Here is a 13,655-nt window from a genome sequence, read left to right as displayed (position 1 = left end):
CCCACTTCCACCCCAGGAGCCTCGAACATGGCCTACGAGAACATCCGGCTGGAGCAGGAGGGCGCCATCGCGACCCTCTTCATCGACCGCCCCAAGGCGCTCAACGCCCTCAACACCAAGACGCTGCAGGAGCTCGAGTCCGCGCTGAAGTCGCTGCCCGCGGACGTGCGCGTCCTCATCGTCACCGGCGGCGGCGAGAAGGCCTTCGTCGCGGGCGCGGACATCGCGGAGATGGCCGCGCTCACCGACGCCCAGGCCCAGGAGTTCGGTGCCCTGGGGCACCGGGTCATGGCCGCGCTGGAGGCGCTGCCCATTCCGACCATCGCGGCCGTGAATGGCTTCGCGCTCGGCGGCGGCTCCGAGCTGGCCCTGGCCTGTGACTTCATCTACGCCTCCGAGAAGGCCAAGCTCGGCCTGCCGGAAGTCGGCCTGGGCGTCATCCCCGGCTTCGGCGGCACCCAGCGCCTCACCCGCGTGGTGGGCCGCGCCCGCGCCAAGGAGCTCATCTTCACCGGCGACCGCATCGACGCGGCGAAGGCGAAGGAGATTGGCATGGTGCTGGAGGTCCTCCCCGCGGACGGCCTGCTCGCGCACTGTCGCGCCGTGGCGGAGAAGATCGTCAAGAACAGCCCGTTGGCCATCTCCAAGGCCAAGCAGGTCATCGAGGCCGGCGCCGACCAGGACCTGCGCGCCGCGAACGACATCGAGCGCAAGGCCTTCGGCGACCTGTTCGGCTCCGAGGACCAGCGCGAGGGCATGAAGGCCTTCCTGGAGAAGCGCCCCGCGACCTTCACCGGGAAGTAGCGCGGTGAAGGGGCTCGCGGCCGGGGGACTGCTGGCGTGTCTCCTGGCCGCCGAGCCGGCCCAGGCTTCGGACGACGGCGGGGACAAGGACGGGCGGGCCCCCGTGCTGGTGTCCTGGAAGCGCTCGCTGTGCCTCTACACGGGCTGCTTCCTGGAGCCGCTCATCCCCGACGTCCGCTACGAGTGGGGGCCGGACACCCAGGAGGGTTGGGTGCTGTCCTGGCCCATCCACCCGTGGGCCCTGCCGCCGCTGGACGTGCCGGGGCCCACGCTGGTCGTGTCGCCGTTCCTGGAGCCTCAGCTCCGGCTGGGACGGTCGGCCTTCCGGATGCTCGCCGGGGCACGGGTGTATGCGTTTCCTGACGCAGCGCGCTTCGGAGTGTTGGCCGAAGGGGCGGGACTGTGGGGACAGGACGGCTCAGGGGGCGTGGCGGGGCTGGGATTGTCCTATGACTTCATCGAGCGGCACCGGGACACAGTGCCGTGGACCCTGTCCGTGGTCGTGCGGCGGGCATGGACGGGGGAGGGGAACCGGCTGGATGTCAGCCTCGACGTCACGGTGCCCCTCAATATTTTCTTGGGTACTCCCGGGGAATCCCGGGTCTCAGGCGACCGGACGGTGTCTCACCGGCACGCCTCGGCGCGCTTCCGCGCACGCGCCGCGTCTTCGCTGTTCCAGAGGGAAGCCCCTCATATTATGGAGGTTCCATGAACTTCGAGTTGACCGACATCCAGCGTGAAATCCAGCGGATGACCCGCGAGTTCGCGGCCAAGGAGCTCATCCCCAACGCTCGCAAGTGGGACGAGCACCACGCCTGGCCCACGGACGCGGTGAAGAAGCTCGCCGAGCTGTCCCTGCTGGGCGTGGCCGTTCCCGAGCAGAACGGCGGCGCCGGGCTCGACAACGTCTGTTACGCCATCGCCATGGAGGAGATCAGCCGCGGCTGTGCCTCCACCGGCGTCATCATGAGCGTGAACAACTCGCTCTACTGCGACCCGATCATGAAGTACGGCACGGACGCGCAGAAGGAGCAGTTCCTGGCGCCCTTCGCCCGGGGCGAGAAGCTGGGCTGCTTCGGCCTCACGGAGCCCGAGGCCGGCAGCGACGCCGCCGCGCAGAAGACGGTCGCCGTGCGCAAGGGTGACGAGTACGTCATCAACGGTTCGAAGAACTGGATCACCAACGGCCCCAAGGCCGACGCCATCGTCCTGATGACGATGACCAACCGGGAAGCGGGCCACAAGGGCATCACCGCGTTCATGGTCCCCACGGACACCCCGGGGTTCATCCGCGCCGAGCCGGACAAGAAGATGGGCATCAGCGCCGCCTGGTCCTGCTCCATGTTCTTCGAGGACATGCGCGTGCCGGCCAAGTACATGCTCGGCAAGGAAGGCGAGGGCTTCAAGATCGCCATGAGCACGCTGGACGGCGGCCGTATCGGCATCGCGTCCCAGGCGCTGGGCATCGCGCGCGCGGCGTACGAAGAGGCGGTGCGCTACTCCGGTGAGCGCAAGTCCTTCGGCAAGCCCATCCGTGAGCACCAGGCCATCCAGTTCATGATCGCCGACATGGCCACGGAGATCGACGCGGCCCGGCTGCTCGTGTGGCGGGCGGCCCTGCAGAAGGACAAGGGCGTGCGCCACAGCGCGGAGAGCGCCATGGCCAAGCTGTACGCCAGCGAGATGGCCAGCCGCGTGGCGAACAAGGCCCTGCAGGTGCACGGCGGTATGGGCTACAGCAAGGAGATGGACGTGGAGCGCCACGTGCGCGACGCGCGCATCACGGAAATCTACGAAGGGACGAGCGAGATCCAGCGCATCGTCATCGCCGCCAACCTGCTGAGGGAGTAACCGCCATGACCCGAGCGCTTCTCTCCGCAGTCGTCCTAGCCTCGGCGGTGGCGCTCGCGCAGGGCGCCGCCCCCGCGAAGGCGCCCGCCGGCGGCAAGCCCGCCGCCGCGACGCCGGCCCCCGCCAAGCGCGACGGGCCGGACGTCGAGCGGCTGCCCTTCACGCCCGACTCCATCCGTCAGGTCGTCCAGTACCACCAGCGCCGCATCCAGGAGTGCTACGAGGACCACATGGCGGAGAAGGACCGGACGGTGGAGGGTAAGCTGATGACGACCTTCACCATCGACGCCAACGGCCTGGTGAAGGACGCCCGGGTGGTGAAGAAGACCAGCACGCTCAAGGACCCGAGCTTGCACGACTGCGTCCAGGCCGTCCTGTCGTCCATGACCTTCCCGAAGCCTCCGGATGGCACGGACCGCCCCATCGAGTACCCGTTCAACCTCAAGGCCATCGAGTAGGACAACCGCCGTGAACCTCGAGCTCACCGAGACGCAGACCCTCATCCGCGACACCGCTCGCAAGTTCGCCCGCGAGCGCGTGGCCCCCCAGGCCCGGACACTGGATCGCGAAGAGCGCTTTCCCACGGACCTCTTCCGGCAGTTGGGAGAGATGGGACTGTTGGGGGTGAACCTCCCGGCGCGCTACGGCGGTTCGGAGGCCGGCGTGGTGGCCTATGCGCTGGCGATGATGGAGATGGCCGCGGCCGACGCGTCCACGTCGGTGGCCATGGCCGTCACGAACATGTGCGGCGAGCTCATCAACGCGTTCGGCACCGACGCGCAGCGCGAGAAGTACGTGACGCGGCTGGCGTCCGGCGAGGCCATCGCGGGCTCGTTCGCGCTGTCCGAGCCCCATGCGGGCTCCGACCCCGGCGCGCTGCGCACCACCGCGGTGCGGCGCGGGGACGTGTGGGTCCTCAACGGCAGCAAGCAGTGGATCACCTCAGGCGCGTACGCGGGGGTGATGGTGGTGTGGGCGCGCACGTCCCCCGCCGGCAACAAGGGCTTGTCGTGCTTCATCGTCGAAGGCGGGACGAAGGGGCTCATCATCGGCAAGCACGAGGACAAGATGGGCCTGCGCTCCTCGAGCACGGTGTCGCTCACGTTCGAGGACTGCGAGGTTCCGGCGGAGAACCTGCTGGGCGCCGAAGGGCAGGGGTTCAGGCTGGCCATGGTGGCGCTGGACGGTGGGCGCATTGGCATCGCGGCGCAGGCCTGCGGCGTGGGGCGCGCGGCGCTCGAGGCGACCGTGGCCTACGTGAAGGACCGTCAGGCGTTCGGCCAGCCCATTGGCGAGTTCCAGGGCCCGCGCTTCATGCTCGCGGACATGCAGACGCAGTTGGAGGCGGCGGAGCTGCTGACGCTGCGCGCGGCGTCGATGAAGGAGAAGGGCCAGCCGTTCTCCCGCGAGGCCTCCATGGCGAAGCTCTTCGCCAGCGAGATGAGCAACAAGGTGGCCGACAAGGCCGTGCAGCTCCACGGCGGCTACGGTTACATCGACGAGTTCCCGGTGGAGCGGTTCTTCCGCGACGCCCGTGTGCAGACCATCTACGAAGGCACCAGCGAGGTGCAGCGGATGGTGATCGCCCGCGAGAGCTTCAAGCTCCAGGGCTGACGGCCGGGAAGAAATCCGGGGCCGCCGGCGGTTGAGCGCGGCCCGGAGTTGGCCCTGGAATTTCAGGGCCTTGGCCGCTCGTTCGAGCACCAGGCTGGGGGCAGGCATCCTGTGGGACGGGGCTGCGCGGTAGGGCAGGCGTTCTTAACTAGGAGGCATTGACTTTCCTGGGGTAGGACATCCACCCAACAGCACAAGGGGCACGAGCTCGCTTGACTACCGGAATCACCGGTGTCTAGGGTGCGCGGCTTCCATCAAATCAAGTCCTCAATGAGGAGGACGAACGTCACTGCCCGCTGCTCCCCGCAGGCCGCGACGGAAAAACCACCATCAGGGGGCAGCTGTACCGGTTTCAAAGGACTTCCATTTCATGCAGCAGAACGTGAACCAGCAGGTCGGGATGGACGGCGGCGACGAAGACTTTGCCGCAATGTTCGAGGCCTCGCTCAAGGAGCGCGGTGGTGACGGCATCCTGAAGGAAGGGGAGATCGTCAAGGGCACCGTGGTCCAGGTGACGAAGGACTTCGCGATTGTCGACATCGGCTACAAGTCCGAGGGACAGGTCCCGATCTCCGAGTTCACCAACCCTCGCGGAGAGGTCTCGGTTCAGGCCGGTGACCCCGTCGAGGTCCTCCTGGAGAGCCGCGAGAACGACACCGGCATGGTCGTCCTCTCCAAGGAGAAGGCCGACAAGATGCGCATCTGGGACGAGATCAGCGCCGCCTGCGAGCGCGATGAGATCGTCAAGGGCACCATCGTCGGTCGCGTGAAGGGCGGCCTGTCCGTCGACATCGGCGTGAAGGCGTTCCTGCCCGGCTCGCAGGTCGACATCCGCCCCGTGCGGAACCTTGACCAGTACATCTCGAAGGAATTCGAGTTCAAGGTCATCAAGTTCAACAAGAAGCGCGGCAACATCGTCCTGTCCCGCCGCGTCCTCCTCGAGAAGCAGCGCGAGGAGATGAAGAAGGAGACCCTCAAGAACCTCAAGGAGGGTGCCGTCCTCAAGGGCGTGGTCAAGAACCTCACCGACTACGGTGCGTTCATCGACCTGGGCGGTATCGACGGTCTCCTCCACATCACGGACATGTCGTGGGGCCGCATCGGTCACCCGAGCGAGATGTTCAACGTGGGTGACGAGGTTCGCGTCGTCGTCCTCAAGTTCGACCCGACGCAGGAGCGCGTCAGCCTGGGCCTGAAGCAGATCCAGGAGGACCCGTGGCACCGCGCCGACGAGAAGTACCCGGTCGGCACCCGCGTGCGCGGCAAGGTCGTGTCCATCACGGACTACGGCGCGTTCATCGAGATCGAGCAGGGCGTCGAGGGTCTGGTGCACGTGTCCGAGATGTCCTGGACCAAGCGCCTCAAGCACCCGTCCAAGATCCTGGAGGTCGGCCAGGAGGTGGAGGCCGTCGTCCTGGACATCGATCCGAAGGCCAAGCGCATCGCGCTGGGCATGAAGCAGATCGAGCAGAACCCCTGGACGCTGCTCGAGGACAAGTACCCGATCGGCTCCGTCATCAAGGGTCAGATCCGCAACGTCACCGACTTCGGCGTGTTCGTCGGCGTCGAGGAGGGCGTGGACGGCCTGGTGCACGTCTCCGACATCTCCTGGACGGTGCGCATCAAGCACCCGGGCGAGATGTTCAAGAAGGGCGACGAAGTCGAGGCGGTGGTGCTCAACATCGACGTCGAGAACGAGCGCTTCAGCCTGGGCATCAAGCAGCTCCAGCCGGACCCCTGGGAGACGCTGTCCGAGCGCCTGCCCGTGGGCAGCCGCGTGAAGGGCAAGGTCACCAAGGTCACCGACTTCGGCGCGTTCGTGGAGATCGAGCCGGGCATCGAGGGCCTCGTCCACGTCTCCGAGCTGAAGGAGGAGCGTGTCGAGAACCCGCGTGACGTGGTGCAGGAGGCGCAGGATGTCGAGGTGAAGATCATCGACATCAACACCCCGGACCGGAAGGTCGCGCTGTCGATGAAGGCGCTGATCGGCGAGGGCGAGGACTACCGCGAGTACCTCCGCAAGCAGGCGGAAGGCTCGAAGGCGCGCCTCGGCGACGTGATGGCGAGCAAGCTGAAGAAGTAGTCTTCAGCCGCACGCGCCAGCACGGCGAGACGGCCGGGTTCCCGAGAGGGGGCCCGGCCGTTGCCGTTTCGGGGCGGGGCCTGCTATGCAGGGCGACGCGCGCTTCGGGGCCGAGCGCGTGGGGGATGCCATGTTTGCACGTTCTTTGACCTGGGGCCGTCGCACCCAGGTGGCCTGCGCGCTCGCGCTGAGCGCGATGTTTGTTTCTTCGTGTGGTCGCAGCCCGGCGTCTTCCGACTCACGGCCCCCAGGGCCGGCGCGTGTCGAAGTGCTCGCGGAGCAGTTTACGGTGGGAGAGGCAGGAGCCTTCCGGTGCACTGCCGAGGATCCGGAAGGAGATGCGCTCACCTACGTCTTCGATTGGGGGCGCGCGGATCCCACGCCGGGTGTTTCCGCACGCCTTCCCAGCGGAGCCCCCGGAGAAGTCAGCCGGGCGTTCCAGGCGGTGGGCGACTACGAAGTCCGTTGCCGCGCGGTTGACGTGCACTCGCGGGTGGGGGCGTGGTCCGAACCCGTGGCCTTCACCGTCGAATCTGCTCCACCCCTGGATGATGGGAAGCGGACGCTCTTCGTCGAAGTCTTTGGCGCAGGGCGGGTCACGAGCACGCCGGAAGGGGTGAGCGGCTGCGCGGGCCCGTGCATGGCGCGCTTCGATGTGGGGACCGAAGTCACGCTCCAGGCGGAGCCCGCGGAGGGATGGCGATTCACCGGATGGATGCGCTGCGGGCCGGAGCAGATGCCCCATGTCATCCGAGTCGAGCAGGACCGGCGCTGTGGCGTGGGGTTCGCTCCAAAGCTCGAGCACTCCGCGCATTGGAGGCAGTCAGGTGCGCGTAACCCCAGCGCCGTGGCCTGGGGCCCGGACGGGGTCCTCCTCGCGGTGCTGGATCGAGTCGGGGGGGAGGGCTCACTGCGCATCTGGAATGCGCAGCTCGGCCACGTCTCCCAGGTGATTCGGATGGAGGGCTCGGACATTCGTGCCGTGGCGTGGGGGCCCAGGAGGGAGGACCTGGTCGCCGGCTTCGAGGATGGGCAGTTGGCCCGGATCGACCCGGACACAGGCGCGCCTGTCCAGCGTTGGCGCGCCCATTCGGGCCCGGTGTTGAGCGTTGCCTGGAACCCGGACGGCAACGAGTTCGCCAGCATCAGCAACCTGGGCACGGGCGGCGGGGAAGTGCGCTTCTGGTCCGCGGAAACGGGGACGGAGCGCCGGGAGCCCTTGCTGACGGAGTATCCCATCCACCAGATCCACTGGAGCCCGGATGCACGCCGTATCGCGCTCGAGGTGCAGGGCGAGATGGTGGAGATCCACCCGCTTGCCCCAGCGGGGCCGCTCTACCGGCAGAGCAATGCCCATGGCTTCGCCTGGAGCCCGGACGGCGCGCGGTACGCGGTGGGCAGCTACCGCTACGTGCGAGTGTATGAGGCAGCGACCCACGAGCAGCAGGCAGGGTGGACAGGCCCGTGGGGCCTGGCCGCCCGCCTGGACTGGAGTCGCACGAAGGATTGGCTCGTGGTGGTGGATGGACTCCGCTCGCTGACGGTCCTGGAGGCCGACACCGGGACGGTGGTGGCGGATGGCTCCGAGCCTCCCCCTAAACCGCTGACTGCGTCCGGCTACGGCGCCGTGCGGTTCCACCCGGTCGACAACACGTTCGTCGCGCTGGAGAGGGAGCCCGCCGCGGTGTCCGTCTTCCAGGTGGATGCGGAGCACGCGCGCGTGCGGCGCACTGAGCTGCTGGCGCATCTGAGGGCGGTCAACGCCACGGCGTGGAGTCCCGCGGGAGATCGGCTGGCGTCGGCCGGCAGCGAGGGCAAGGTCCGGCTCTGGAGTGATTCAGGCCTGGCGCTGGGAGCGCTGGACGGACATGGGGGCAGAGACGTTCGTGCCTTGGGGTGGAGCGAGGAGGGCACGCGACTCGCGACGGGAGGCGATGACGGCCGGCTCTGCGTCTGGGACGTGAATGCGGGCACCCGGGTGCGCACGCCCGTCGAGCTGACGCCGTGGTCTCATGGACAGCAATCCAGGGTGGAGCACGCCGCGCTGACGCCAGACGGCCGGACCCTGGCGGGCGCGGGCACGACGTTGTCGCCCACCGGGATGAAAGGAACCGTCCAAGTCTGGGACGTGGGCAGCGGCACGGAGTTGCTGCGCATCCCGGAGACGCCGAGCCCCGTCGTTGAGCTGGAATGGACGCCCGATGGAGCGTCGCTGATCATCGTCTACAGCCATGGGGCGTGGAACCTCTGGCACCGTGCGTCCGGTGTCCTTCGAAGCATGGAGCCCGGGTTGACGGGCATCGTGGCCGCCGCGCTCAGCCCCGACAGGACGCGCCTGGCGCTGAGCAGCAGTGAGCGGCTCGCCGTCCTGGATTTGAGCACGGGTGCCTTCGTTGCGGGCGCCAGTACCTGGCTCATCCAACTCGCCCTGGCGTGGAGCCCGGATGGCACGCGGCTCGCCAGTGGCGGCGAAGGAGGATTGCTCTTCACCTGGGACGTCCGTGAAGAAGGCGCGTTCCGGCCCACTGTCATTGGCGCCCACGAACGCACGGTCCTGGGCATCTCTTGGCGGGGGGACGGCAAGGTCATCACGACGGGCGGGTGGGACGCGGAGCTGTTCTCCTGGTTCGTCCGCTAGGAACCGTCCGACCGGTCGGGCGGGCAGGGGCGCGGGGTCCGAGCCAGGAGGCCTCGTGACTTCGCGCCTTTGCCCACGCTGGCGCGTTGCGTCGTGCACAGTGGACGCTCACGTCCGTGTGACGAGCAAGGATGCTTGAACTCAGGGAAGTGGCCGGTGATAAGGGCCCCCGACACTGTTATCGAAAAGCATCCGCACATCCTCAAGAGGAGGCAGTTTTCATGGCTCGTGACGTCGTCATCGTAGGCGCGGCCCGTACCCCCATTGGTGCCTTTCAGGGCGCGCTCGCCAAGCTGACGGCCCCTCAGCTGGGCGCGATCGCGATCAAGGCGGCGCTGGAGCGCGCGGGCGTGAAGCCCGAGGCCGTGCAGGAAGTCATCCTGGGCTGCGTGCTCACCGCCGGCGTGGGCCAGGCGCCCGCTCGCCAGGCGGCCATCTTCGCCGGCCTGCCCGAGACGGTCCCCGCCACCACGCTCAACAAGGTCTGTGGCTCCGGCCTCAAGGCCGTCAGCGCGGGCGCGCAGGCCATTGCCCTGGGTGACGCGGACGTCGTCGTCGTGGGCGGCATGGAGTCCATGAGCAACGCGCCGTACATCAGCCACACGATGCGTGGCGGCGCGCGCATGGGCAACGTGGAGTTCAAGGACGCGATGATCCACGACGGCCTCTGGGACGTGTACGGCAACGTCCACATGGGCATCTGCGCCGAGGAGTGCGCCACGACGCAGGACATCAGCCGCTCGCAGCAGGACGAGTACGCGCTGGAGTCCACGCGCCGCGCCATCCAGGCCCAGAAGGAAGGCCTGTTCAAGGCGGAGATCGTCCCGGTCCAGATTCCGGGCAAGAAGCCGGAGGACGTCGTCACCGTCTCCGACGACGAGGGTCCCCGCAACGCGAAGCCGGACAAGATTCCGGGCCTGAAGCCGGTGTTCAAGAAGGACGGCACGGTGACGGCCGCCAACGCGTCCTCCATCAACGACGGCGCCGCGGCGCTGGTGCTGATGAGCGAGGAGCGCGCGAAGGCCGAGGGCCGCGCCATCCTGGGCCGCATCACGGGCTACGCCCAGGCGGCGCGCAAGCCGGTGGAGTTCACCATCGCGCCCACGGACGCCATCAACAAGCTGCTGAAGAAGCAGGGCATCAGCGCGGGTGACGTGGACCTCTGGGAGATCAACGAGGCGTTCGCGGTGGTGTCCATCGCGAACAACCGGCTGCTCGGCCTGGACGTGTCGAAGGTGAACGTGCGCGGCGGCGCGGTGGCGCTGGGCCACCCGATTGGCGCGTCCGGCGCGCGCGTGCTGGTGACGCTGCTGCAGACGATGCAGGACCTGGACAAGAAGCGTGGCGTCGCGTCGCTCTGCATCGGCGGCGGCGAGGGCATCGCGCTGATGGTGGAGCGCTGAACTTCCTCTCCCGATAGGGGAGAGGCACGGGGTGGGGGCCCGCCAAGGGCCTTCACCCCGTTCGCACATGCGGGAGGGCGGATGAACAAGGTCTACGCGAACGCGGACGAGGCGGTCGCCGACATCCCGGATGGCTGCACGCTCATGAGCGGCGGCTTCGGGCTGTGCGGCAACCCGGAGAATCTCATCGAGGCACTTCACCGGAAGAACGTGAAGGACCTCACCATCATCTCCAACAACTGCGGCACCACCGAGCTGGGGCTCGGCATCCTGCTTCAGAACAAGCAGGTGAAGAAGATGGTGTCCAGCTACGTGGGAGAGAACAAGGAGTTCGAACGGCAGTTCCTCTCCGGCGAGCTGGAGGTGGAGCTGAACCCGCAGGGAACCCTGGCCGAGCGCATCCGCGCGGGCGGCTGCGGCATTGGCGGCTTCTTCACCCCGACGGGCGCCGGCACCCAGGTGGCCGAAGGGAAGGAGACGCGCGTCATCGACGGGCGGCTGCACGTGCTGGAGACGCCGCTGAAGGCGGACTTCGCCATTGTCCGCGCGTGGAAGGCGGACCGCTGGGGCAACCTGGTGTTCCGGAAGACGGCGCGGAACTTCTCCCCGATGATGTGCATGGCGGCCAAAGTCACCATCGTCGAGGCGGAGCACATCGTGGAGCCCGGCGAACTGGACCCGGACCTGGTGCACATCCCGAGCATCTTCGTGAAGCGCATCGTCCAGGCGAAGAACCTCCAGAAGTGGATCGAGCGGCGCACCGTCCGCAAGTCGGCCTGAGGAGCCCAGCCATGCCACTGACTCGTGAACAGATTGCACAGCGCATCGCCCAGGAGCTGCAGGACGGCTTCTACGTCAACCTGGGTATCGGCATGCCCACCCTGGTGGCCAACTACATCCCGCCGGGCATGGACATCGTGCTCCAGTCGGAGAACGGCCTGCTGGGCATCGGCCCCTGGCCCGTGGAAGGCCAGGAGGATCCGGACCTCCAACGCCGGCAAGGAGACGGTGACGGCGGTGCCCGGCGCCGCGTTCTTCGACTCGGCCCTGTCGTTCGGGATGATCCGCGGCGGCCATATCGACATGGCCGTGCTGGGCGCCATGGAGGTCAGCGAAGAGGGCGACCTGGCCAACTGGATGATCCCCGGAAAGATGATCAAGGGCATGGGCGGCGCCATGGACCTGGCCGTCGGTGCCCAGCGCATCTTCGTGGCCATGGAGCACGCCAACAAGGACGGCAAGCCCAAGATCCTCAAGAAGTGCTCGCTGCCGCTGACGGGCCTCAAGTGCATCCACCACATCGTCACGGACCACGCGTACATCGACGTGACGCCGCAGGGGCTCATCCTGCGCGAGGTGGCCCCCGGGGTGACGGTGGAGCAGGTACAGAAGCTCACCGAGCCGAAGCTGACGGTGGCCCCCGACGTCCGTGAGATGAAAGTCTGAGCGTGTGGGGCTAAGGTGCACCGCCGCGGGCGTTGTACGAATCCCGCGGCGGAGCGCATCCCATGGCAGACAGTCCCAACACCTCGACCCCTCATCCCCGCGCGCCCCGCCTGGAGTACGAGCTGCCGGTGGCCTACCGCAGCGTCTCTGGCTTCGTCACCGACTGGGCGGTGAACCTGTCGAAGGGTGGCCTGTACATCAACACCGACAAGCCGCTGTCCGTGGACACGGTGGTGCGGCTGCTGGTGACGCTGCCCGGCGCGCACTTCCCCGTGGAGCTGAAGGGGCGGGTGACGCGTACCAATGCCGTGGGCGTGCCCGCGCCCCAGTCCCCAGGGATGGCGGTGGAGTTCCTGGACGTTGATGAAGACAAGCGATCGCGTATCGAGGAGTTCGTGGAGCGCTTGCGCTCGGAGCTCCCGCCCGAATAGCGCCTGAATGCTGCCGCTACCCGAACTTCCCATTGAACTGACCATCGAACGCCTCGGCCAGCTCGGCGAAGGCGTGGCCTCCTGGCAGGGGCGCACCGTCTTCATCCCGGGGACCTTCCCGGGAGACACCGTGCGCGTCCACCTGGAGATACAAGGCCGCGTGCTGCGCGGCATCCTGCGGCAGGTCGTGTCACCGGGTCCGGACCGGCGTGACGCGCCCTGCGTGTACGCGTCCGACTGCGGCGGCTGTGACTGGCTGGGGCTGGCCGAGCCCGCCCAACGCACCGCGAAGCAGGAGATCGTCCTGTCCACGCTGGAGCACCTGGGCCACCTGGCTCGGGACAGCTTCACCGTGCGTCCGCTGCTGGTGGCGCCCAGGGACTGGGGCTACCGGCGCCGCGCGGTGCTGCATCCCGCGGGCAAGGGGGCGCTGGGGTACTTCGGCCGGCGCAGCCACGAGCGCGTGCCCGTGGAGGTCTGCGGCGCGCTCACGCCCGTGCTGACGGCGCTTCCCGGGAAGCTGGCTCCGCTGCTCAAGCCCCTGGCGAAGGACACCGAGGAGGTGCTGCTGCTGGCCGAAGGGGACAAGGCCGCGTTCGCGGTGAATCTCAGCGGCCCGGTGACGGCGCGCCACCTGGAGGCCGCGGAGGCGGCCGTGCGCGCATTGCGGCTGGAGGGCGCGGTGCTGACGCCGAAGGAGGGCTCGGCCCGGCTCCTGGGCAAGCCCGCGCTGCGCTCCTACTCACCGCTGCGGCCGGAAGTCCCCCTGTACCTGCGGCCGGATGCCTTCGCCCAGGCCCATGCCGAAGCCAACGTGGGGCTGGTGACCTCGGCCGTGTACGAGTTGGGAGCCCGGGAGTCCGACTCCGTGCTGGAGCTGTATTCGGGCAACGGCAACTTCACCTTCCCCCTGGCCGGAACCGCCGCGTCCGTGCTGGGCGTGGAGTCATCCCCCGTGGGCGTGGAGTTGGCCCAGCGGAGCGCGCGGGAGGGCGGGGTGACGAACGTGCGCTTCATCCAGGGCGACGCCCGCAAGGTGTGCGACGGGCTGGTGGCCGAACAGCGCCGTTTCGATGTGTGCCTCGCGGACCCGCCGCGCGCGGGAGCCCCAGGCCTGGCGAAGTGGATGACCGCCCTGGGGGTGCGCCGCGTGGTGTACGTGGCGTGTGACCCGGCTTCATTGGCTCGGGACGCCGCGGGCCTGGTCGCCGCCGGGTACAAGCCCCTGGCCCTCCAGGTGGTCGACATGTTCCCTCAGACGCATCACGTCGAGGCCGTGATGTCCTTCGAGCGGTCGGCCTGAACAGCGGCAACACGCACCATCAGTCTTTGTTGCGTTGAGCAGCGGGATTCGGGCGCCTCGTGGCGTCCAGGCCACGTCTTGC

At 68.2% G+C, this 13,655-nt stretch carries 11 protein-coding genes and 1 pseudogene; all 12 read left to right on the top strand.

Annotated features, from left to right (window positions below; all coding sequences use genetic code 11):
* Positions 1 to 27: 27 nt before the first annotated feature.
* The 12 genes and pseudogenes from OZ403_RS19715 (at position 28) to OZ403_RS19660 (ending at position 13,573) form a co-directional block, all read left to right on the top strand.
* Complete coding sequence (locus OZ403_RS19715) at positions 28 to 804, top strand: enoyl-CoA hydratase-related protein (protein WP_011553811.1); 777 nt, start codon at positions 28 to 30, stop codon at positions 802 to 804.
* A gap of 4 nt (positions 805 to 808) precedes the next feature.
* A complete protein-coding gene (locus OZ403_RS19710; protein ID WP_268784836.1) occupies positions 809 to 1,516 on the top strand; it encodes a hypothetical protein in 708 nt (235 codons plus the stop codon).
* Positions 1,513 to 2,655, top strand: a complete 1,143-nt coding sequence (locus OZ403_RS19705; RefSeq protein ID WP_140791970.1) for an acyl-CoA dehydrogenase — start codon at positions 1,513 to 1,515, stop codon at positions 2,653 to 2,655. The genes OZ403_RS19710 and OZ403_RS19705 overlap by 4 nt, the downstream gene beginning before the upstream one ends.
* Positions 2,656 to 2,660: 5 nt before the next feature.
* On the top strand, positions 2,661 to 3,113 hold the full coding sequence (locus tag OZ403_RS19700; RefSeq protein WP_140791968.1) for an AgmX/PglI C-terminal domain-containing protein: 453 nt from the start codon (positions 2,661 to 2,663) through the stop codon (positions 3,111 to 3,113).
* A 10-nt stretch (positions 3,114 to 3,123) separates the two neighbouring features.
* Entirely contained in the window at positions 3,124 to 4,269 is a 1,146-nt protein-coding gene (locus OZ403_RS19695; RefSeq protein ID WP_268784835.1) for an acyl-CoA dehydrogenase family protein, read from the top strand.
* A gap of 370 nt (positions 4,270 to 4,639) precedes the next feature.
* A complete protein-coding gene (locus OZ403_RS19690) occupies positions 4,640 to 6,352 on the top strand; it encodes a 30S ribosomal protein S1 (RefSeq protein ID WP_002639616.1) in 1,713 nt (570 codons plus the stop codon).
* Positions 6,353 to 6,482: 130 nt separating this feature from the next.
* On the top strand, positions 6,483 to 8,990 hold the full coding sequence (locus tag OZ403_RS19685) for a WD40 repeat domain-containing protein (protein WP_268784834.1): 2,508 nt from the start codon (positions 6,483 to 6,485) through the stop codon (positions 8,988 to 8,990).
* A 221-nt stretch (positions 8,991 to 9,211) separates the two neighbouring features.
* A complete protein-coding gene (locus OZ403_RS19680) occupies positions 9,212 to 10,393 on the top strand; it encodes a thiolase family protein (RefSeq protein ID WP_140791962.1) in 1,182 nt (393 codons plus the stop codon).
* Between the two features lie 81 nt (positions 10,394 to 10,474).
* Complete coding sequence (locus OZ403_RS19675) at positions 10,475 to 11,173, top strand: CoA transferase subunit A (RefSeq protein ID WP_011553803.1); 699 nt, start codon at positions 10,475 to 10,477, stop codon at positions 11,171 to 11,173.
* 11 nt (positions 11,174 to 11,184) lie between these two features.
* Positions 11,185 to 11,839, top strand: a pseudogene (locus OZ403_RS19670) (CoA transferase subunit B).
* Positions 11,840 to 11,901: 62 nt separating this feature from the next.
* Complete coding sequence (locus OZ403_RS19665) at positions 11,902 to 12,270, top strand: TIGR02266 family protein (protein WP_174258834.1); 369 nt, start codon at positions 11,902 to 11,904, stop codon at positions 12,268 to 12,270.
* Between the two features lie 7 nt (positions 12,271 to 12,277).
* Positions 12,278 to 13,573, top strand: a complete 1,296-nt coding sequence (locus OZ403_RS19660; protein ID WP_140875490.1) for a class I SAM-dependent RNA methyltransferase — start codon at positions 12,278 to 12,280, stop codon at positions 13,571 to 13,573.
* Positions 13,574 to 13,655 lie beyond the last annotated feature (82 nt).

The sequence above is a fragment of the Myxococcus sp. NMCA1 genome (assembly GCF_026810205.1).
Classification (GTDB): Bacteria; Myxococcota; Myxococcia; order Myxococcales; family Myxococcaceae; genus Myxococcus; species Myxococcus xanthus_A.
The sequence above is the reverse complement of the archived record's forward strand: the minus strand, read 5'-3'. Positions and strand labels throughout refer to the sequence as shown.

What these genes read in the sequence shown, in the direction of transcription:
- OZ403_RS19715 (WP_011553811.1), top strand. Translation starts at nt 28, where the DNA reads ATGGCCTACGAGAACATCCGGCTGGAGCAGGAGGGCGCCATCGCGACC.
- OZ403_RS19705 (WP_140791970.1), top strand. Translation starts at nt 1,513, where the DNA reads ATGAACTTCGAGTTGACCGACATCCAGCGTGAAATCCAGCGGATGACC.
- OZ403_RS19665 (WP_174258834.1), top strand. Translation starts at nt 11,902, where the DNA reads ATGGCAGACAGTCCCAACACCTCGACCCCTCATCCCCGCGCGCCCCGC.
- OZ403_RS19675 (WP_011553803.1), top strand. Translation starts at nt 10,475, where the DNA reads ATGAACAAGGTCTACGCGAACGCGGACGAGGCGGTCGCCGACATCCCG.
- OZ403_RS19700 (WP_140791968.1), top strand. Translation starts at nt 2,661, where the DNA reads ATGACCCGAGCGCTTCTCTCCGCAGTCGTCCTAGCCTCGGCGGTGGCG.
- OZ403_RS19680 (WP_140791962.1), top strand. Translation starts at nt 9,212, where the DNA reads ATGGCTCGTGACGTCGTCATCGTAGGCGCGGCCCGTACCCCCATTGGT.
- OZ403_RS19690 (WP_002639616.1), top strand. Translation starts at nt 4,640, where the DNA reads ATGCAGCAGAACGTGAACCAGCAGGTCGGGATGGACGGCGGCGACGAA.
- OZ403_RS19660 (WP_140875490.1), top strand. Translation starts at nt 12,278, where the DNA reads ATGCTGCCGCTACCCGAACTTCCCATTGAACTGACCATCGAACGCCTC.
- OZ403_RS19685 (WP_268784834.1), top strand. Translation starts at nt 6,483, where the DNA reads ATGTTTGCACGTTCTTTGACCTGGGGCCGTCGCACCCAGGTGGCCTGC.